The 19,609-nt window shown below is 65.0% G+C and carries 15 protein-coding genes; 7 read left to right on the forward strand and 8 right to left on the reverse strand.

Going from position 1 to position 19,609, the window contains the following annotated elements:
* Positions 1 to 35 precede the first annotated feature (35 nt).
* Both betB and betI read right to left on the reverse strand, forming a co-directional pair.
* Positions 36 to 1,508, reverse strand: a complete 1,473-nt coding sequence (betB, locus tag ACS0OT_RS09310) for a betaine-aldehyde dehydrogenase (protein ID WP_005416393.1) — start codon at positions 1,506 to 1,508, stop codon at positions 36 to 38.
* Positions 1,509 to 1,546: 38 nt separating this feature from the next.
* Positions 1,547 to 2,137, reverse strand: a complete 591-nt coding sequence (gene betI, locus ACS0OT_RS09315) for a transcriptional regulator BetI (protein ID WP_065177626.1) — start codon at positions 2,135 to 2,137, stop codon at positions 1,547 to 1,549.
* A gap of 170 nt (positions 2,138 to 2,307) precedes the next feature.
* On the opposite strand from betI, the gene ACS0OT_RS09320 reads away from it, so the two are divergent.
* Complete coding sequence (locus ACS0OT_RS09320) at positions 2,308 to 3,858, forward strand: BCCT family transporter (protein WP_065184928.1); 1,551 nt, start codon at positions 2,308 to 2,310, stop codon at positions 3,856 to 3,858.
* A 151-nt stretch (positions 3,859 to 4,009) separates the two neighbouring features.
* On the opposite strand, the gene acnA is transcribed toward ACS0OT_RS09320, so the two are convergent.
* Positions 4,010 to 6,763, reverse strand: a complete 2,754-nt coding sequence (gene acnA / locus ACS0OT_RS09325) for an aconitate hydratase AcnA (protein ID WP_065184926.1) — start codon at positions 6,761 to 6,763, stop codon at positions 4,010 to 4,012.
* Positions 6,764 to 7,065: 302 nt separating this feature from the next.
* Between acnA and ACS0OT_RS09330 the strand changes: the two genes are divergently transcribed.
* From ACS0OT_RS09330 to ACS0OT_RS09345, 4 genes are all read left to right on the forward strand, one after another.
* Positions 7,066 to 7,290 carry an AbrB/MazE/SpoVT family DNA-binding domain-containing protein gene (locus tag ACS0OT_RS09330; RefSeq protein ID WP_005409505.1) on the forward strand — a complete coding sequence of 75 codons (225 nt, stop codon included), beginning with the start codon at positions 7,066 to 7,068 and terminating at the stop codon, positions 7,288 to 7,290.
* A 6-nt stretch (positions 7,291 to 7,296) separates the two neighbouring features.
* Positions 7,297 to 7,695 carry a type II toxin-antitoxin system VapC family toxin gene (locus ACS0OT_RS09335; protein WP_005416402.1) on the forward strand — a complete coding sequence of 133 codons (399 nt, stop codon included), beginning with the start codon at positions 7,297 to 7,299 and terminating at the stop codon, positions 7,693 to 7,695.
* 44 nt (positions 7,696 to 7,739) lie between these two features.
* Positions 7,740 to 10,331 carry a bifunctional aconitate hydratase 2/2-methylisocitrate dehydratase gene (acnB, locus tag ACS0OT_RS09340; RefSeq protein ID WP_065177630.1) on the forward strand — a complete coding sequence of 864 codons (2,592 nt, stop codon included), beginning with the start codon at positions 7,740 to 7,742 and terminating at the stop codon, positions 10,329 to 10,331.
* A gap of 158 nt (positions 10,332 to 10,489) precedes the next feature.
* Positions 10,490 to 12,238, forward strand: coding sequence for a WG repeat-containing protein (locus ACS0OT_RS09345; protein WP_329953696.1), 1,749 nt, complete (start codon positions 10,490 to 10,492; stop codon positions 12,236 to 12,238).
* A 96-nt stretch (positions 12,239 to 12,334) separates the two neighbouring features.
* Here the strand turns inward: ACS0OT_RS09345 and ACS0OT_RS09350 are convergent, their stop codons facing one another.
* From ACS0OT_RS09350 to ACS0OT_RS09370, 5 genes are all read right to left on the reverse strand, one after another.
* Positions 12,335 to 12,706 (reverse strand): hypothetical protein, encoded by a 372-nt coding sequence (locus ACS0OT_RS09350; protein ID WP_134731698.1) that lies wholly within the window; start codon positions 12,704 to 12,706, stop codon positions 12,335 to 12,337.
* Positions 12,707 to 12,944: 238 nt separating this feature from the next.
* Entirely contained in the window at positions 12,945 to 14,018 is a 1,074-nt protein-coding gene (locus ACS0OT_RS09355) for a protein-glutamate methylesterase/protein-glutamine glutaminase (protein WP_005409510.1), read from the reverse strand.
* Positions 14,015 to 14,611, reverse strand: a complete 597-nt coding sequence (gene cheD, locus ACS0OT_RS09360) for a chemoreceptor glutamine deamidase CheD (RefSeq protein ID WP_005409511.1) — start codon at positions 14,609 to 14,611, stop codon at positions 14,015 to 14,017. The genes ACS0OT_RS09355 and cheD overlap by 4 nt, the downstream gene beginning before the upstream one ends.
* Positions 14,608 to 15,477 (reverse strand): CheR family methyltransferase, encoded by an 870-nt coding sequence (locus ACS0OT_RS09365; protein WP_049416359.1) that lies wholly within the window; start codon positions 15,475 to 15,477, stop codon positions 14,608 to 14,610. Before ACS0OT_RS09365 ends, cheD begins: the two co-directional genes overlap by 4 nt.
* A gap of 37 nt (positions 15,478 to 15,514) precedes the next feature.
* Positions 15,515 to 17,797 carry a methyl-accepting chemotaxis protein gene (locus ACS0OT_RS09370; RefSeq protein WP_065197374.1) on the reverse strand — a complete coding sequence of 761 codons (2,283 nt, stop codon included), beginning with the start codon at positions 17,795 to 17,797 and terminating at the stop codon, positions 15,515 to 15,517.
* 588 nt (positions 17,798 to 18,385) lie between these two features.
* Between ACS0OT_RS09370 and ACS0OT_RS09375 the strand changes: the two genes are divergently transcribed.
* Both ACS0OT_RS09375 and ACS0OT_RS09380 read left to right on the forward strand, forming a co-directional pair.
* A complete protein-coding gene (locus tag ACS0OT_RS09375; protein ID WP_032954795.1) occupies positions 18,386 to 18,679 on the forward strand; it encodes a transposase in 294 nt (97 codons plus the stop codon).
* The gene (locus ACS0OT_RS09380) at positions 18,676 to 19,536 is read left to right on the forward strand and encodes an IS3 family transposase (RefSeq protein WP_065185370.1); all 861 of its coding nucleotides are present in this window, start codon (positions 18,676 to 18,678) and stop codon (positions 19,534 to 19,536) included. Before ACS0OT_RS09375 ends, ACS0OT_RS09380 begins: the two co-directional genes overlap by 4 nt.
* Positions 19,537 to 19,609: the final 73 nt, after the last annotated feature.

A 19,609-nucleotide genomic window follows, 5' to 3' on the forward strand; every position in this document is an offset into this window, starting at 1 on the left:
TGGCCGGACGATGGGGCGTGCTCGGGGCGCGCCGGTCAGAACACGCTGGCGTAGTCGCCCAGCTCGACCTGCACCGACTTGATGCGGGTGTAGTGGCCGAGGGTGGAGATACCGTTCTCGCGGCCGACGCCGGATTCCTTGTAGCCACCGACCGGCATTTCGGCCGGCGATTCACCCCAGGTGTTGATCCAGCAGATGCCGGCTTCCAGGCGATGGATGATGCGGTGGGCGCGGCTGATGTCCTTGCTGACCACGCCGGCAGCGAGGCCGAAGGTGGTGTCGTTGGCACGACGCACCACTTCGTCTTCGTCGTCATAGGCGAGGATGCTCATCACCGGCCCGAAGATCTCTTCCTTGACGATGGTCATGTCATCGCGGCAGTCGGAGAACACGGTCGGCAGCACGTAGGCGCCCTGGGCCAGCGCACCTTCGGTGGCACGGCCGCCACCCGTCAGCAGGCGGGCACCTTCGGCCTTGCCGCTCTCGATGTAGCGCAGCACGTTTTCCATGTGCGGGAAGCTGGTCAACGGGCCGAAGTTGGTGTCGGCGGCCATCGGGTCGCCGATGCGGATGCGCTTGACGCGCTCGACGACGGCCACCTCGAATGCGGCCAGCATGCTGCGCGGCACGAACACGCGGGTGCCGTTGGTGCAGACCTGGCCGGAGCTGAAGAAGTTGGCCATCACCGCAATGTCGGCGGCGCGGTCCAGATCGGCGTCATCGCAGATCACCAGCGGTGACTTGCCGCCCAGCTCCATGGTCACTTCCTTCAGCGACGAGGACGCCGCGCTGGCCATGACCTTCTTGCCGGTGGCGACGCCACCGGTGAAGGAGATCTTCTCGATCACCGGGTGCTCGGTCAGCCACTGGCCGATCTCGCGGCCCGGGCCCTGCACGACGTTGAACACGCCGGCCGGCACGCCGGCTTCGGTGTAGATTTCGGCCAGCCGGATCGCGGTCAGCGGCGTCACTTCCGACGGCTTGAACACCATCGCGTTGCCGGCAGCCAGCGCCGGCGCCGACTTCCACATGGCGATCTGGATCGGGTAGTTCCATGCGCCGATGCCGGCGACCACGCCCAGCGGCTCGCGACGGGTGTAGAAGAAGCTCGATTCGCGCAGCGGCAGCTGGATGCCTTCGATGGCGGTGGCCAGGCCGGCGTAGTACTCGACCACGTCGGCACCGGTGACGATGTCCACGGTGGTGGTCTCGGCCAGCGCCTTGCCGGTGTCCAGGGTTTCCAGGTGGGCCAGTTCGTCATTGCGCTCGCGCAGGAGCTCGACGGCGCGGCGCAGGATGCGCGAGCGCTCCATGGCGGTCATCGCGGCCCACACCTTCTGGCCTTCGGCTGCGCTCTGCACGGCACGTTCGACGTCGGCCTGGCTGGCGACCTGCACCTCGGCGATCACCTCGCCGGTGGCCGGGTTGACGGTCTTGAAGGTCTTGCCGCTGGTGGCATCGACGCGCTGGCCGTGGATGTAGAGCTGTTGGACGGGCAGGGTGGTCATGGGGCGTACTCCTTGGAAGGGGGCGGGCGCTGAAGCGCTTATAGCGCGGCAGCCTGCAACTGGAAGTCGATGTAGCCGTAAGCGATGCGCCGGGACTTCTCGGCGTTGAACTGGCCGCCGACCAGGCTGCCGCGCAGCCACAGGCCATCGATCATCGCGGCCAGGCCGCGGGCGGCCAGGCGGGCCTGCGGGTGGGGCAGCAGGCGGTTGAACTGGTGGCACAGGTTGGAGAACAGGCGCTGGTCGTTGGCGCGCTGCAGCCGGGCCAGTTCCGGCTGGTGCATGCTGGCGGCCCAGAAGGTGAGCCAGACGCGCATCGCGGTGCCGTTGATCTGGCTGTCGTCGAAGTTGCCATCGACGATGGCGCGCAGCTGCTCGCGCGGGTTGTCGCTGGCGTCTGCGCGATAGCGGGCGACGGCGTCCTTCAGTTCGCGCAGGATCTGCCGCATTGCAGCATTGAGCAGGCCGTCCTTGTCGCCGAAGTAGTGGGCGACGATGCCGCTGGACAACCCCGCCTTCTTCGCGATGGTGGCGACGGTGGCATCGGCCATGCCGATCTCGTCGATGGTCTGGAAAGTGGCCCGGATCAGCTGTTCGCGCCGTACCGGTTCCACGCCTTTCTTCGGCATTGTCTCTCCACGGTTTGCGACCCGAAGGATCGGGCTGCCCGCCATTATGCTTTTTATTGATTGAACGTTCAATCAATAAACCATAGGATGCGCTCGCGCCCCACGCCATGGGCCCGGTTTACCGGTCCGGCCCCGCCCATGTGCTCCCTCGGACTTGATGAGACGACCCCATGTCTTCCCTGGCTCATCCCAAGCGTTCGCCCCTGCGCTTGAACCGTTTTGTCTTCCTCAGCTCCTCAGTGTCGATCGGCATCCTCGGGCTGCTCACCGTGCTCTATCCCGAAGGCAGCGAGCACTGGCTGCAATGGGCGCAGGCCGAGGTCTCGGCCGCGTTCGGCTGGTGGTACATGCTGCTGATCGTGCTGTGCCTGGGCTTCGTGCTGTGGCTGGCGTTCTCGCCGTACGGCCGCATCCGCCTGGGCCACAACGAAGAGTCACCGGCCTTTGGCTATGTTGCCTGGGTCTCGATGCTGTTCTCGGCCGGCATCGGCATCGCGCTGCTGTACTACGGCGCCTATGAGCCGCTGGACCATTTCCTGCACCCGCCCGGGCAGCCCGGCGGCACCGTGGCCGCCGGCCGCGAGGCGATGGTGCTGACCTTCCTGCACTGGGGCCTGCATGGCTGGGCGCTGTATGCGCTGGTCGGCGTGGCACTGGGCTATTTCGCCTATCGCCGGGACCTGCCGCTGGCGCTGCGCTCTGCGTTGTACCCGGTCTTCGGTGAGCGAATTCATGGCCGCATCGGCGACATGGTCGATGGCTTCGGCATTCTGGCCACGCTGATCTCGATGGTGACCAACCTCGGCATCGGCGCCCTGGTGGTGCAGTCCGGCCTGGTCTACCTGTTCCACATCCCGGATACGCCGCAGGTGCTGGTGGTGATCGTGCTGGTGATGATGGTCGTGGCCACCATCGGCGTGGTCGCTGGCGTGGAAAAGGGCATTGCCTGGCTGTCCAACCTCAACGTGCGCCTGCTGTGTGGCCTGCTGCTGTTCGTGCTGGTCACCGGCCCGACCCTGCACCTGTTCGATGGCCTGATCCAGAACACCGGCGATTACCTCGGCGCGTTCGTGCGCAAGAGCTTCGACATGTACCTCAACGACCCCAAGGGCCGTGAGTGGATGGGTTCGTGGACGCTGTTCTACTGGGCGTGGTGGATCGCCTGGGCGCCGTTCGTCGGCCTTTTCGTGGCGCGCATCTCGCGCGGCCGCACCATCCGCGAAGTGATCTTGGGCGTGTTGCTGATCCCGCTCGGCTTCACCCTGGCCTGGCTGTCGATCTTCGGCAACACCGCCATCGACCTGGTGCTCAACCATGGCCAGGCGATCCTGGGTGACGTGGCCCAGCACGATGCAGCGATGACCTTGTTCAAGCTGCTGGAATACCTGCCTGCGGCGCCGTACGTGGCCGGTGCTGCGGTGGTGATCGGCTTCGTGCTGTTCCTGACCCCGGTCGACTCGGGCACGCTGATGATCGCCAACCTGTGCACCCGTCGCGTTGACGATGGCGTGGAAGATGGCCATGACGCGCCGATCTGGCTGCGCGTGTTCTGGGCCGCCGGCATCACTGTGGCCAGCGTCGGCCTGCTGCTGGCTGGCAATTTCAGCGCGATGCAGACGGCGGTGGTGCTGTGCGGCCTGCCGTTCTCGTTCACCCTGGCGTTCTACATGTGGGGCCTGTTGAAGGCCCTGCGCACCGACCCGGATGCGCCGCGCCGCTGAGCGGGCATCCGGCATCCATCCCGATGCCGCCGATGAGGCAGTAGAGCCAGGCCATGCCTGGCTGCGGTGAAACAGCAAGGGCCGGATCCGTGAGGATCCGGCCCTTGCTGTTTGCTCCCGGGATTCGCCGGGCATGGCCCGGCGTTACCCATTACTTGGCTGCCAGCTGGCGAAGCACGTACTGCAGCAGGCCGCCATGACGGAAGTACTCGACTTCCTTCGGGGTCAGCAGCATTACCGAGACCTCAAAGGTCTTCTTCGTGCCATCGGCCTTGGTCGCGGTGACCGTGGCGCGCTTGCTGGCACCGTCCTGCAGGCCGGTGATGTCGATCACTTCCGAGCCGTCCAGGCCCAGCGTCTGTGCGTTCTCGCCGTTGCGGAACTGCAGCGGCAGCACGCCCATGCCGACCAGGTTGGAGCGGTGGATGCGCTCGAAGCTCTCGGCGATGACCGCCTTCACCCCCAGCAGCAGGGTGCCCTTGGCCGCCCAGTCACGCGACGATCCGGTGCCGTATTCCTTGCCGGCCAGCACCACCAGCGGCACCTTGTCGGCCTTGTACTTCATGGCCGCGTCGTAGATCGCCAGCTTTTCCGGCTGGCCACCACCGGTCGGGTAGTACAGGGTGTTGCCGCCTTCCTCGCCACCGAACATCAGGTTCTTGATGCGGATGTTGGCGAAGGTGCCGCGGACCATCACGTCATCGTTGCCGCGACGGCTGCCGTAGCTGTTGAAGTCGGCCGGCTGCACGCCGCGCTCCTGCAGGAAGCGGCCTGCCGGCGAGTCCTTCTTGATGTTGCCGGCCGGGGAAATGTGGTCGGTGGTGATCGAGTCGCCGAACAGGCCCATCACGCGTGCGCCGTGCACGTCGTCGATGCTGCCGGTCTGCATGGTCATGCCATCGAAGTAGGGCGGGTTCTTGATGTAGGTGGAGGCGTCGCTCCACGCGTACAGGTTGCCGTCCGGCGAGGCGATGGTGTTCCAGCGGGTGTCACCCTTGAACACATCGGCGTAGTTCTGCTTGAACATCTCCGGGCCAATGGTGGCGGCGATGACGTCGCCGATTTCCTTGTTGCTCGGCCAGATGTCGCGCAGGAACACCGGCTGGCCGTCGCTGCCGGTGCCGAGCGGCTGGGTGGTCAGGTCGATGTCGGTGGTGCCGGCGATGGCATAGGCCACCACCAGCGGCGGGCTGGCCAGGTAGTTCATCTTCACTTCGGGGTGCACGCGGCCCTCGAAGTTGCGGTTGCCCGACAGCACCGAGGTGACCACCAGGTCGCCGGCGGCAATGCCGGCGCTGACTTCGGTCGGCAGCGGGCCGGAGTTGCCGATGCAGGTGGTGCAGCCGTAGCCGACCACGTAGAAGCCGATCTTCTCCAGCTCCTTCAGCACGCCGGCCTTTTCCAGGTAATCGGTCACCACGCGCGAGCCTGGGCCGAGCGAGGTCTTGACCCACGGCTGGCGGTTCAGGCCCTTGGCGGCCGCGTTGCGGGCCAGCAGGCCGGCACCGATCATCACCGCCGGGTTGGAGGTGTTGGTGCAGGAGGTGATGGCCGCGATCACCACCGCGCCATCCTTCAGCCGCACCTTGCGGCCTTCGATCTCGATGTCGGCGAAGCCCTTGGTCAGCTGCTCGTTGCCGACCGCGGCGCCGCCGCCTTCGTTGACGAAGGTGGCAACGTCCTCGCTGCGCTTGTCACGGTTGGCGGTCATGCCGACCAGCGCTTCGCGGTAGTTCTTCTGCACGTCTTCCAGCAGCACGCGGTCCTGCGGGCGCTTCGGGCCGGCGAGCGACGGCTTCACCGTGCCCATGTCCAGTTCCAGCGTGCTGCTGTATTGGGCGTGCGGGCTGCCGGGTTCGTGCCACAGGCCCTGCGCCTTGGCGTAGGCCTCGACCAGGTTGATCTGCTCTTCGCTGCGGCCCGACAGGCGCAGGTAGTTCAGCGATTCCGCGTCGATCGGGAAGATGCCGCAGGTGGCGCCGTACTCCGGGGCCATGTTGCCGATGGTGGCGCGGTCGGCCAGCGGCAGGTGCTGCAGGCCGTCACCGTAGAACTCGACGAACTTGCCCACCACGCCCAGCTTGCGCAGCATCTGGGTGACGGTCAGCACCAGGTCGGTGGCGGTGGCGCCCTCGGGCAGCTTGCCGGTCAGCTTGAAGCCGACCACCTGCGGGATCAGCATCGACGACGGCTGGCCGAGCATGGCGGCCTCCGCTTCGATGCCACCCACGCCCCAGCCGAGCACGCCGATGCCGTTGATCATGGTGGTATGGCTGTCGGTACCGAACACGGTGTCGGGGTAGGCAATGTCCTTGCCATCCTTCTGCGCGGTCATCACCACGCGGGCCAGGTTTTCCAGGTTCACCTGGTGGACGATACCGGTGTTGGGTGGCACCACCTTGAAGTTGTCGAAGGCCTTCTGGCCCCAGCGCAGGAAGCCATAGCGTTCCTGGTTGCGCTGGAACTCGATCTTGCCGTTGAGGTCCAGCGCGTCGGGCTTGCCGAACACATCGACCTGCACCGAGTGGTCGATGACCAGTTCGGAGGGAATCTGCGGATTGATCTGCTCCGGCTTGCCGCCGAGCTTGACCACCGCATCGCGCATCGCGGCCAGGTCGACCACGCAGGGCACGCCGGTGAAGTCCTGCAGGACCACGCGCGCCGGCATGAACGCGATCTCGGTGTCCGGCTCGGCCGCCGGGTTCCAGCGGGCCACGGCTTCGATGTGGTCCTTGCCGACAGTGATGCCGCCGTCCTCGTGCCGGAGCAGGTTCTCCAGCAGGATCTTCATCGAGTAGGGCAGGTGGGAGATATCGAAGCGCTGGCCCAGCGTGGGCAGGCTGAAGTAGTCGTAGGTCTTGCCACCGACGTTCAGCTGGCTGCGGGTGGAGAACGAATCGCTCATGCGGGGTAACTCCTTCTTGCGGATGGCTTGCTCTGGCCCGCACATGAGCGGGCCTGCTTGCGGTCGCCGCGGGCCTGGCGGCCCCGGTGGTCCCAGTATGAACTCCAGACTGAATGGATTCATCCGGGCCGGGTTCCGGCCTGCGGCATCGGTTCCAGACTACAGGGGAAGGTGTATGGCGTATGTCACGTTTGTGGCCGATCCTTTGCGAGGCAAGGGCTGGCGGTGCGCCGGTCCTGTTCAGGGTGGAAGTATGCCCGGGGAAGTATGTATAATTTGTGCATACTCTGGAGGGCCTACTGATGGAAGCCACCGTTGCAGAACGCGGACAGATCACCCTGCCCAAGGCGGTGCGTGATGCCCTCGGCCTGACCAAGGGCACGCTGCTGAAGGTCGAGCTGGACGGCAGCCGCATCATCCTGCGCAAGAGTGTTGACGATGCCATTTCACGGGCGCGCGGCAAGTTCGCGCTGGACGGCTTCGAGTCATCCGACGCGGCCGTGCGCGCGGTGCGTGACGAGGAGTAAGCCGTGATGATCGCCGTCGATTCGCCGGTGCTGGTCGAGCTGCTCAGCAATGGCCCGCAGGCCGATGCCGTGGAAGCCATCCTCCGGCAGAGCCTGGTCGGTGGCCGCGTGGTGGTCTGTGGCGCAACCCTCGCCGAAGTGTGCGCATCGCTGCGCGGTGGTGCCGAGGTGCTCGAAGCGCTGGAAGAGATGGGCGTGCACTTCAACCCGATGGAAGCCAAGTCGGCGCTGCGCGCCGGCGAGATGCACCGCCGTCACCGCCAGCGCGGCGGTAGCCGTCGCAGCCTGGACGAATTCATGGTCGGCGCCCACGCACTGCTGCAGTGCGACGGCCTGATCACCTGGAACGACACGTTTTACCGCGACTACTTCAAGGGCCTGAAGCTGATCGTGCCGCACGCCTGAGCCCACTTTTGATTTTTCAACCTACGCATTACCCGGGAGTTGTCATGTTGGAAGCCTACCGCCACCACGTCGCCGAGCGCGCTGCGCTTGGCATCCCGCCGCTGCCGCTGAGCGCGCAGCAGACGGCCGATGTCATCGAACTGCTGAAGAACCCGCCGCAGGGCGAGGCCGAGTTCCTGCTCGACCTGCTGACCCACCGCGTGCCGGCCGGCGTCGATGACGCGGCCAAGGTCAAGGCTTCGTACCTGGCGGCGATCGCGCTGGGCAGCGAGCAGAACCGGCTGATCAGCCGCGAGCGCGCCACCGAACTGCTGGGTACCATGCTCGGCGGCTACAACGTTGCACCGCTGGTGCAGCTGCTGGACGACGCCAGCGTCGGCACCATCGCCGCCAACGGCCTGAAGAAGACCCTGCTGGTGTTCGATGCGTTCCATGACGTGCAGGAGAAGGCCAAGGCCGGCAACGCCAACGCCCAGGCCGTGCTGCAGAGCTGGGCCGATGCCGAGTGGTTCACCAGCAACCCGGAAGTGCCGCAGAGCCTGACCGTCACCGTGTTCAAGGTGCCGGGCGAAACCAACACCGATGACCTGTCGCCAGCACCGGACGCGACCACCCGCCCGGACATTCCGATGCACGCGCTGGCGATGCTGAAGAACAAGCGCGACGACGCGCCGTTCACCCCGGAAGAAGACGGCAAGCGCGGCCCGATCCAGCAGATCCTGTCGCTGAAGGACAAGGGCCACCTGGTCGCCTACGTCGGCGACGTGGTCGGCACCGGCTCCTCGCGCAAGTCGGCCACCAACAGCGTGCTGTGGTGGACCGGCGATGACATTCCGTACATCCCGAACAAGCGCGCTGGCGGCGTGTGCCTGGGCGGCAAGATCGCCCCGATCTTCTACAACACCATGGAAGATGCCGGTGCGCTGCCGATCGAGCTGGACGTGTCGAAGATGGAGCACGGCGATGTCATCGAGCTGCGTCCGTACGAAGGCAAGGCGCTGAAGAACGGCGAAGTGATCGCCGAGTTCCAGGTCAAGTCCGACGTGCTGTTCGACGAAGTGCGTGCCGGTGGCCGCATCCCGCTGATCATCGGCCGTGGCCTGACCGGCAAGGCGCGCGAAGCGCTGGGCCTGGCCCCGACCGACCTGTTCCGCCTGCCGGTGCAGCCGGCCGATACCGGCAAGGGCTTCTCGCTGGCGCAGAAGATGGTTGGTCGCGCCTGTGGCCTGCCGGAAGGCCAGGGCATGCGCCCGGGCACCTACTGCGAACCGAAGATGACCTCGGTCGGCTCGCAGGACACCACCGGCCCGATGACCCGTGACGAGCTGAAGGACCTGGCCTGCCTGGGCTTCTCGGCCGACCTGGTGATGCAGTCGTTCTGCCACACCGCCGCTTACCCGAAGCCGGTGGACGTGAAGACGCACCACACTCTGCCGGAGTTCATCTCCACCCGTGGCGGCGTTTCCCTGCGCCCGGGCGACGGCGTGATCCACAGCTGGCTCAACCGCATGCTGCTGCCGGACACGGTCGGCACCGGCGGTGACTCGCACACCCGTTTCCCGGTGGGTATTTCGTTCCCGGCCGGCTCGGGCCTGGTCGCCTTCGCCGCTGCCACCGGCGTGATGCCGCTGGACATGCCGGAGTCGGTGCTGGTGCGCTTCAAGGGCAAGATGCAGCCGGGCGTGACCCTGCGTGACCTGGTCAACGCGATCCCGCTGTACGCGATCAAGTCGGGCCTGCTGACCGTGGCCAAGGCGGGCAAGAAGAACATCTTCTCCGGCCGTATCCTGGAAATCGAAGGCCTGCCGGAGCTGAAGGTCGAACAGGCGTTCGAACTGTCCGACGCCTCGGCCGAGCGTTCGGCGGCCGGTTGCTCGGTGCGCCTGAACAAGGAACCGATCATCGAGTACCTGACCAGCAACATCACCCTGCTGAAGTGGATGATTGCCGAGGGTTACCAGGATCCGCGCTCGCTGCAGCGTCGCATCGAGAAGATGGAAGCGTGGCTGGCCAACCCGCAGCTGCTGGAGCCGGACGCGGACGCCGAGTATGCCGCCGTCATCGAGATCGACCTGGCCGACATCCACGAGCCGATCGTGGCCTGCCCGAACGACCCGGACGACGTGAAGACCCTGTCCGAAGTGGCCGGTGCCAAGATCGACGAGGTGTTCATCGGTTCGTGCATGACCAACATCGGTCACTTCCGCGCCGCCGCCAAGCTGCTGGAAGGCAAGCGTGACCTGCCGACCCGCCTGTGGGTGGCCCCGCCGACCAAGATGGACGCCTCGGAGCTGACCAAGGAAGGCGTGTACGGCACCTTCGGCGCTACCGGCGCACGCATGGAAATGCCGGGCTGCTCGCTGTGCATGGGCAACCAGGCGCAGATCCGCGAAGGCTCCACCGCGATGTCGACCTCGACCCGCAACTTCCCGAACCGTCTGGGCCGCAACACCAACGTGTACCTGGGTTCGGCGGAACTGGCGGCGATCTGCTCGCGCCTGGGCCGCATCCCGACCAAGGAGGAGTACATGGCGGACATCGGCGTGATCAACGCCAATGGTGCGGAGATCTACCGCTACATGAACTTCGACCAGATCGAGGAATACCAGGACGTGGCCAGCACGGTCGCTGCCTGATGCGGTAGTGCCGGCCGCTGGCCGGCATCCCGTTGAAAGGAAGAACCCCCGGTGAGAACCGGGGGTTTTTTGTGGACGGGCCACTTTCGTAGAAGTTGCATTTCAGTAGAGATGCATCGCGCCTACCGTGGATGCCCACAATTTCGGTCCTGCGCAAGATGCGCCGCTCATTCCTGCTGCCTCCCAGTCCTACCCATCGCCGCACCGTCACCACCCAGGCGTTGGGCATTCTGCTGGCCTCTGCACTTCTGACCATTGCGCCATCGGCAGGGGCAACGTCGGCGCCTGCAATGCTACAGCCCACCGAGCCGCCGCCACGTTTCGACAGGACTACACGCCACGGCCTCTGTCATGAGGGCCGCTGCGTGGTGCTGGATGGCACCGGTCGGCAACTTGCCGAGCATCGGGGAATGCAATACCTCCGCCCCTTCAAAAATGGGGTGGCGGTCTTCGAAAGGGGGGAGAACAGGGGCGTCATGAATTCAGAAGGGCGTATCGTCCTTGAAGCGCATTACGACTCGGTTGAGGTACATGGCAACGGGATGATCGAAGCCAAGGTATTGCTGCGGAGCCCGCCCAAGGCGTACACGCGAATCGACTTCTTCAATGCACGAGGCCGATTGGTGCGTCGGTTTGAGGAGAAAGGCGAGATCGATCTCCTGCGCTCGGCGTCCTGGGCAGGAAACCCGGCTGTAGAACTCTGCAACAGTGAAAAGCGGCGCTGCACGACCCACTTCCTTGACGCAAAGGGCAGGTCCGGTCCCGTTTTCAGTGTCATTGGTAGCTTTGGTCCCGTGGGTCATGAGGGGGAAGTGGCCATCGCTTCGCGCGATGGTGTCCACTTTGGCCTGGTTGATCGATCACTGGCAGGCATAGGGCGCCAGGACTACGATCAGATGACCTTCAACAGTTCGGGTTTCGCGCTCGCCACCCAGGGCGGGAACGACACGGTGCTGGATCCCCACGGGGTGCAAGTGGCGCCCATGGGTCGATATCGGTTCAAGTTTGGTCGGGGTGGGTACCTGCTTTCTGCGGTAGCCGAAGACGGCCAGTGCCTGCATTTCACGCGCGCGGGTTTGATGTTTCCGACGCCTGCAGGCCACTGTATGAAGACAGATGAGTTCGCTGAACGAGTGGGGTATGTAATCTTCAGTTCGGAAGATGATGAATACGTTGTAGGCCTGGATGGGTCGCTGCGCTCCCTGCAACGCGCTGCAGGCCTGCATCCGTTGAACCGCAGGATCGTCGAGTATCAAAAGCCCGGCGAAGCGGGGGTGCGTTTCATGATGCTGGAAGATGGCAGCATCTCGTCTTCCCTGTACTACCGACTTGCGCCTTTTCAAACCGCGGAAGGGCTGGATGACCAACTGCTGTTGGCCCAAGCCGATGGAGGATGGGGTGTAATAGATGCTACGGGTGCTTGGCTGATTCCTCCTCGCTACCGTCGAATAAGACCATTGGGTCCGAATCTGGTCGCGGCATTCGAACGGCCGGGATATGACCCCGGGTATCACATACTCGATCTGCGTGGCAATGCGGTGGCCGATTTCACGCTGCATGATCCCTTGCCGGATTTTTTGGCGGATGGAACAAGAGTCTATGCGCTCTCACTACGTGGCCGTTGGGGTCTTCTGGATGAGTCGGGGCGGTGGAGGCTGGCGCCCCGCTACGGCTACGTGAATGTTTCGAAAGGCCTGGTTTCAGTGCGTGAGCGAAACAGTGCCGGTGATATTACGGTTAATTTTCTTGACCCGGACACAGAAACGACGCTGTTCGAACAGGGATTTCTATCGATTCATTCTCGACCGGATGGTCTGTTTGAGACGTTGAAGACAGATCAGACCTTGGAGCTGATCAAGCTCGACGGGACCGTTCTGGGGCGTCTGCATCCTCGTCCCAGCCAATAGTCGGACCATTGACTGCTTGGTATGGCTGGAGCCTGGTGCGATCCAAATGAAAGATCTGGGCGTGTTGGAAACAACGCAACGCTCAGGCTTCCGGCGCTACTGCACGGTCCAGTCTGCGCTGCCTTCCAGCCGACGGCCGCCGATCAGCACGTTGCCGCTCTTACCGGAGACATCCATCTCGAACCAAGGCAGTCCATCTCGGTCAAGTGGACGCACGTAGGCCTGGCGCTTTGCACGGTTGAATTCGATGTAGTAGCGGCGATGCACGTTGGGGTACGGCGGGATAGACGGGCCTTTCCAGCTGACGCTTACCGCGCCGGGATCTTCGCGACCCACCAGCATCAGCATGAAGAACACATCACCCTGCTTGGCCTCGAAGTAGAACAGATCGCCACTGGCGCTGGCGGGTGCCAGTGGCAATGAAAGCAGTACGGCCGCCAGGGCGGCCTTCCATATGCCTTTGATCATGTGCAGCATTCCTTGTGCAATACCGCTATCAAAGCACACATGCGGGTAGCGCGTTGAAACGAAGAACCCCGATGAAAGCCGGCACCTTTTCTTGTTGCCTGATGGCCTGTAGCGCCGAGTCCATGCTTGGCTGCTGTTCGTGCGATGCGCGATGAGTCGAGCGCGGCTCGACTCTACAAAGGCATCCACGCATGGCGTGGATCTACTGCCCGCGGTGTCCTTGAGCCGGGGCGCGCTATCAGCCGCGAGCGAGCGCCAGCAGCCGCTCGGCAATCCGTTCCAGTGGCACCTGTTCCTCAGCGGCGCCGAGTTTGAACGCTGCACCGGGCATGCCCCAGACCACGCTGGTGGCCTCGTCCTGCACCAGCGTCGGCGCGCCGGCCTGGCGCATTTCCAGCAGGCCGCGCGCGCCATCGTCACCCATGCCGGTGAGGATGGCGCCGATGGCGTTGCCGCCCGCGCTCTGCGCGACCGAACGGAACAGCACGTCCACCGCGGGCTTGTGACGGTTCACCGCAGGGCCATCGTCGACGCGGCAGCGCCAGCGCGCACCGTCGCGGATGATCCGCAGGTGCTTGCCACCCGGTGGCAGGTAGGCATGGCCAGGCAGCACTGCCTCGCCGTCGCTGGCCTCACGCACGGCCATCGCGGAGTGCCGGTCCAGGCGCTCGGCGAAGGCGCTGCTGAAGCTGGCAGGCAGGTGCTGGGTCATCACCACGGCAGGCGCATCGGCCGGCATGCCTTCCAGCACCACGCGCAGCGCCTCGGTGCCGCCGGCCGAAGAACCAATCGCGATCAGGCGGTCGGTGGTGCGGAACTGCGGTGCAGCCGGGCGCATTGCAGGAGCTGCTTCCAGCAGGAGTTTCGGAGCGGCAGCACGCACCAGCGGGCGCACCCGCGAGCGCGCCGCCATCTTCACCTTGGCGATGATCTCGTCGGCGTAGCCCTGCAGGCCGCGTGCGACGTCCAGCTTGGGCTTGGAGACGAAGTCCACGGCACCCAGTGCCAGTGCCTGCAGCGTGGTATCGGCGCCGCGCTCGGTCAACGAGGAAATCATCACCACAGGCAGTGGATGCAGCCGCATCAGGTTTTCCAGGAAGGCGAGGCCGTCCATGCGTGGCATTTCCACGTCCAGCGTGATCACGTCCGGGGCCAGGCGCTTGATCTTCTCGCGTGCCAGCAGCGGGTCGGCAGCGGTGCCGACCACGTCGATGGCCGGATCGCTGGACAGGATTTCCGTGAGCATCTGGCGCACGACGGCGGAGTCGTCGACGATCAGGACCCGGCAGGGGGCGTTGCCGGTCAGGGTCATTCGAACAACTCCACGCCACCGGTGACCGGGGCCTTGGACAGGCGCGCACGCACTGCCGATTCGGTGGCAGCCACTTCGGCTTCGTGGGCATGCGGCAGGCGTTGCACCACCACGCGGCCGGTGTCGGCGAAGAACCAGATCTTGCGCGGATGGATGCCGCACAGATCCTCGGCGATGATAGGAATATGCTCGGCCTGCAGGTACTGGCGCACGAACTCGGCGTTACGGGTACCGACCGGATTGCTGGTGAAGCCCTTCAGTACGTTGGCGCCGCCGAACACCTTGGCCTCGATGCGCTTGCGGTGCGCGCCGCGCTTGAGCATGTCGTTGATCAGCAGTTCCATCGCATAGCTGCCGTAACGCGCGGGCGCGCCGTCGCCGGCGTTGCCCTCGGGCAGCAGAAAGTGGTTCATGCCGCCGATCTTCAGCACCGGGTCGCGCAGGCAGGCGGCCACGCACGAACCCAGGGTGGTGGTCAGCGCGGTGGTGTCATCGACCACCAGGTACTGGGTGGGCAGCAGCTTGGCGGCAAGGGTCTGGAAGCGTGCATCCTGGTAGCGCATCACGTCGTCGGTACGCAGTGAGGCGTTCATGCGCCGGCCTTTGCCGCGCGGCGGTACAGGGTGCGCCCGCAGGGCTGGATCAGGTCGGCGGCGTGCAGGTAGTTCTCCGAGTGTCCGGTGTAGAGCAGGCCATCGTCGGCCAGGTGTTGCACCAGGCGGCCGAGGATCGCGCGCTGGGTCGGCTTGTCGAAGTAGATCATCACATTGCGGCAGAACAGCGCGTCGAACGGGCCGCCGACGTCGTAGCGCGGGGCGAGCAGGTTCAGTGGACGGAACTCGATCAGCTCGCGCAGCGCCGGCAGCACGCGGCACTGCCCCTCGTTGGGACCGCTGCCACGCTGGAAGTAGCGGCGGCGCAGGTCCGGATCGAGGCTGGCGACGCGATCGATGTTGTAGACGCCACGGCCGGCGGTGGCCAGCACCTGGGTGTCGACGTCAGTGGCGATGATGCGTACCGGCGGCTTCAGGGTGCCAAAGGCCTCGCACGCGGTGATCGCCATCGAATAGGGCTCTTCGCCGGTGGACGCCGCGCACGACCACAGCAGCAACGGCGTGCGGCTGGAGCGCTGCTGCAGTTCTTCGCGCAGCTTGTCGAAGTGGTGCGGTTCGCGGAAGAACGAGGTCAGATTGGTGGTCAGGGCGTTGGTGAACGCCTGCCACTCGTCACCATCTTCCTGCTCCAGATGGTCCAGGTACTGCTGGAAGCTGCGCATGCCCAGCGTGCGCAGGCGGCGCGAAAGGCGGCCATAGACCATGTCGCGCTTTGCCGGCGCAAGCGCAATGCCCACGCGCTGGTAGATCAGGTCGCAGACGCGGCGGAAATCACGGTCGGCGAACTCGAATTCGCGTGGGCCGGTAACGATGGGAGTAGGACTTTGCACGGGGGACGTGTCCATCGGCGGGGGCAGCGGCCGAAGCCGCTACGGGTGGGTCTCAGAATTCCTGCCAGTCGCTGTCGCTGGCGACGAAGGTGCCGGCGTTGCTGCTACGACGTGGCGATATCGGTGCAGGTGCTGCCGCGCGGCTTGGCTGCGGAGGTGCCACGGTGGTGACTCTCGCCGGCTCGACCCGCGCGGCAACGGCCTGCATCGCGGCCGAGACCTGGTTGTCGAGCCGGAAGATCGCCACGGCATCTGCAAGCTGTGCGGCCTGGTCTTCCATCGCACGTGCGGCAGCGGTGGCTTCCTCCACCAGCGCGGCGTTCTGCTGGGTGGTTTCGTCCATCTGCACCACGGTCTGGTTGACCTGCTCGATGCCCGCGCTCTGCTCCTGCGAGGCGGCGGAAATCTCGGCCATGATGTCGGTCACGCGCTGCACCGAGGCGACGATCTCGCCCATGGTGCTGCCGGCCTGGTGGACCAGGCTGGAGCCCTCGGCAACCTTGCCGACGGAGTCGTCGATCAGGCCCTTGATCTCTTTGGCGGCAGCCGCCGAGCGCTGGGCGAGGGTGCGCACTTCGCTGGCGACCACGGCGAAGCCGCGGCCCTGTTCACCGGCACGCGCGGCTTCCACGGCGGCATTCAGCGCCAGGATGTTGGTCTGGAACGCAATGCCGTCGATGACGCTGATGATCTCGGCGATCTTCTTCGACGAGGCTTCGATGGCCGACATGGTGGTGACCACTTGGCCGACGACTTCACCGCCCTGCGAGGCGACGCCATGGGCGCCGATGGCGAGCTGGTTGGCCTGGCGGGCGTGCTCGGCGTTCTGGCGCACGGTGGAGGTCAGTTCCTCCATCGAGGCCGCGGTTTCCTCCAGGTTGGCGGCCTGCTGCTCGGTACGGCGCGACAGGTCGCTGTTGCCCGAGGCGATCTCGCCGGCGGCCAGGGTGATGCTGGAGGCGCTGGCCTGGATCTGGCCGACGATCTGGGTCAGCTGCGCGACCGTGGCGTTGGCATCGTCGCGCATGCGGGCGAACACGCCCTGGTAATCGCCGTGCATGCGCGCGGTCAGGTCGCCCTCGGCGATGGCCGACAGCAGCTGCGACAGCTTGCCGAGGTTGTCATCGCTGACCGCCATCATCGCGTTGAGGTTTTCCAGCATCAGGCGGAAATCGTGGTCGAAGCGCTGCGCATCGCCTCGGCGGCTGAAGTCGCCGGCAGCAGCGGCGCTGGCCAACTGCTTGATCTCGGCGTTGATGCGGCCGAGGTTGGCCTTGACGGTGTCGACGGTGGTGGTCATCGCCGCCTTCTCGCCCGGGTAGCGGGCGATGTCGCGGCTCAGGTCACCAACCGCGTACTGCTGCACCACGTCCAGCACATCGTGCAGGGTCTGCACGTGGCTACCCACCAGGGCGTTGGTTTCCTGGACCATCAGCCCGTACTCGCCGGGGAAGGCGCTGGCGTCGATGCGGTAGCTGAGTTCGCCACCGTCGTGGCGGCGGGCCATTTCGCGCTGGCCGGTGATTACGGCATGCAACTGCTGCTGCATGCCGGCCATGGCGTCCAGCAGGCGGCCGGTTTCATCGTGCGGCTGCGGGCCGATATGGCTGTCGAGCTTGCCGGCGGCGATGCCCTCGGCGACGGCCGTGGCCTGCTTCAACGGCACGGCGATGCGATTGCCGATGACCCAGCTCAGGGCCAGTACGATCAGCACCAGGACGCCGCCGGAGACTGTCATGATGGCAGTGAACACCAGCGCCTGCTTCTGCACGTCGTCCATGTAGACGCCACTGCTGACCACCCAGTTCCACGGCGCAAACAGGCCGGCGTAGGCGACCTTCTCGACGTCGCCCTTGCTGCCCGGCTTGGCCCAGCGGTAGTTGACGAAGCCGCCGCCGGCGCGAGCCGCTTCGACCTGGTCGTAGTAGATCCGTACGCCGTCGTCGGTGTGGAAGTCCTTCATGTCCTTGCCGACCAGGTCCTTGCGGAACGGGTGCATCAGCAGCCGGTAGCCGGTGTCGTAGACGTTGAAATAGTAGGTATCGCTCTCTGCACGCATCACTTCCAATGCCTGCAGCGCGGCGCGCTTGGCAGCCTCTTCGCTGAGTTCGCCGGTAGCGGCCAGGCGGTGGTAGTGCTGCAGGATGCCGTAGCTCAGTTCGACCTGGGTCTTCAGTGCGGTCTTGCGGGTCTCGGTGAGATCCAGGTACTGCATGCGCGCGGCGATCACCGAGAGCGCGATCACGCCGAGCGCGATGAGCAGCGTCAGCAGGTTGAGCTTGCGCCGGACGGAAAGATTGCTGAAGTAGTGTTGCCAGCGATGCAGGAGATTCATCGAGCAGGACCAGGTCGAAGCGGGCGGGCGGCGCCGTGCCGGTCACGGCGGGACAAGCGGTGACAACCCCGTTATCGGCCGTCAGGGCGGGGGATTGAGGTGCGGTGTCCGAACGCATTCAGGTTTCCGTGCAGCGGCGGCTGCGGCGCTGCCTGCGGCAGGCTGGTTTTGAAGCAACAGCAACAGCAACAGCAGTTGGTCGGCGCTGGATTGTCAGTAGGTGGCTGGGCCGGGGTGGGCAGCCAGGACACGCCGTAAACCCGTCCATGGGGGCGCGATGGCGCCATCCATGGCGCCAACGGTCCTGCCTACCCACCCCGGCCCAGCCCTCTCGGCATTTCGGTGTCGGACGGAAAGAGCGTTGGGGTTCCAGGTGGAAAGAGGGGGCAGATCCGTTTTCCGCAGGAAAACGGATCTGACCCCGGAAGTGACCTGGCTTTTGTTTTTTGCTCTTCTTTCTTCAATCCGGGGTGGACGCGCACGGAAACTGTCCGTGGCCGGGAGGGTGGGTTGCGCAGGGGTGTCTGATCTGGCCCCCCGTCAGCGGACGCCAAGAAGCGATACTTTGATCGCACTTGGAGGTCCCTTATGTCCCGTATCACCCGTCGTAGCTATACCGATGAGTTCAAGCACCAAGCCGTGGAGTTGGCCGAGTCGCTCGGGCCTGCCGCAGCAGCCCGTCAGCTGGAGATGTCGGTCAAGACGCTGGCAAATTGGCTTGACGCGGTCCGTGCTGGCCGGTCTCTGACCTCTGAGGCTCGCAGGCCAACCACCGACCTGGAAAGCGAGATCAGCCGCCTTCGGGCCGAGAACGCCAATCTGAAGATGGAGCGGGAAATCCTAAAAAAAGCGGCGGCGTTCTTTGCCAGAGAGTCCAAGTGAGGTACGCCTTCGTCGCCAGTCAAAGGACTCACTACCCGACCAGGTTGTTGTGTCGGGTTCTTGGGGTTTCTGTCTCTGGATTCCATGATTACCTGCGTCGGCAATGTGCCCAAGCGTGCGATGCCGATTCGGCCCTGCGTACCGAGCTTCGGGCCATTCATGTGACCAGCAAGCGCAGTTATGGGCGACGTCGGCTGGTCAGGGCCTTACGAGCCAGGAATCATCCAGTCGGCCACAAGCGCGTGGCACGGTTAATGGCCGAGGAGCGAATCCAGGGCAAGACCAAAGGCCGATTCCGACCCAAGTCCTCCGGCGGCTCATCTCAGCTCGCCCCCAACCTGCTGGATCGGCAATTTGCCCCCGGAACCGGACCGACGGCGTGGGTCGGGGATATCACGTATGTCCCCACCCGCCAGGGATGGCTGCATCTGGCCGTGGTCATCAGCGTCCAGACCCGGCAGGTGCTGGGCTACAGCGTTTCCAAGCGTCTGACTGAAGAGCTGGTGGTGAAAGCATTTGCCAATGCCTGGGCTCTGCATCCACAACGACCCGGCCTGATCTTCCATTCAGATCGTGGTGGGCAGTACTGGGGGAACGAGTTTCGCCAGCTGCTGCAGTCCCATGACGTGGTCCAAAGCATGAGCCGGCCTGGCAATTGCTGGGACAACGCGGTGGCCGAGAGCTTCTTTGCGACGCTCAAGACAGAAGAGGCTGCCGAGCCTTACGCCAGTAGGGAACAAGCCAGCCAGTGCATCGCTGCTTACATCCACGGCTTCTACAATCCAGCCCGGCTACACTCGGCGCTGGGCTACCACTCGCCTAACAACTACGCCCGGCAGCTCCGGGCTGCCGCCTGAAACGGCTTCATGGCGTCCGTTTTCAGGGGGCCAGATCAGTCCGCGGCATGGATGCCGCGGCCAAGCCCCCATG

The organism is Stenotrophomonas maltophilia group sp. RY12688 (assembly GCF_052149045.1).
Lineage (GTDB): Bacteria > Pseudomonadota > Gammaproteobacteria > Xanthomonadales > Xanthomonadaceae > Stenotrophomonas > Stenotrophomonas sepilia.

Coding starts and splice junctions, on each gene's coding strand:
- betB (WP_005416393.1), bottom strand. CDS start 1,508: ATGACCACCCTGCCCGTCCAACAGCTCTACATCCACGGCCAGCGCGTC.
- betI (WP_065177626.1), bottom strand. CDS start 2,137: ATGCCGAAGAAAGGCGTGGAACCGGTACGGCGCGAACAGCTGATCCGG.
- ACS0OT_RS09320 (WP_065184928.1), top strand. CDS start 2,308: ATGTCTTCCCTGGCTCATCCCAAGCGTTCGCCCCTGCGCTTGAACCGT.
- acnA (WP_065184926.1), bottom strand. CDS start 6,763: ATGAGCGATTCGTTCTCCACCCGCAGCCAGCTGAACGTCGGTGGCAAG.
- ACS0OT_RS09330 (WP_005409505.1), top strand. CDS start 7,066: ATGGAAGCCACCGTTGCAGAACGCGGACAGATCACCCTGCCCAAGGCG.
- ACS0OT_RS09335 (WP_005416402.1), top strand. CDS start 7,297: ATGATCGCCGTCGATTCGCCGGTGCTGGTCGAGCTGCTCAGCAATGGC.
- acnB (WP_065177630.1), top strand. CDS start 7,740: ATGTTGGAAGCCTACCGCCACCACGTCGCCGAGCGCGCTGCGCTTGGC.
- ACS0OT_RS09345 (WP_329953696.1), top strand. CDS start 10,490: ATGCGCCGCTCATTCCTGCTGCCTCCCAGTCCTACCCATCGCCGCACC.
- ACS0OT_RS09350 (WP_134731698.1), bottom strand. CDS start 12,706: ATGATCAAAGGCATATGGAAGGCCGCCCTGGCGGCCGTACTGCTTTCA.
- ACS0OT_RS09355 (WP_005409510.1), bottom strand. CDS start 14,018: ATGACCCTGACCGGCAACGCCCCCTGCCGGGTCCTGATCGTCGACGAC.
- cheD (WP_005409511.1), bottom strand. CDS start 14,611: ATGAACGCCTCACTGCGTACCGACGACGTGATGCGCTACCAGGATGCA.
- ACS0OT_RS09365 (WP_049416359.1), bottom strand. CDS start 15,477: ATGGACACGTCCCCCGTGCAAAGTCCTACTCCCATCGTTACCGGCCCA.
- ACS0OT_RS09370 (WP_065197374.1), bottom strand. CDS start 17,797: ATGAATCTCCTGCATCGCTGGCAACACTACTTCAGCAATCTTTCCGTC.
- ACS0OT_RS09375 (WP_032954795.1), top strand. CDS start 18,386: ATGTCCCGTATCACCCGTCGTAGCTATACCGATGAGTTCAAGCACCAA.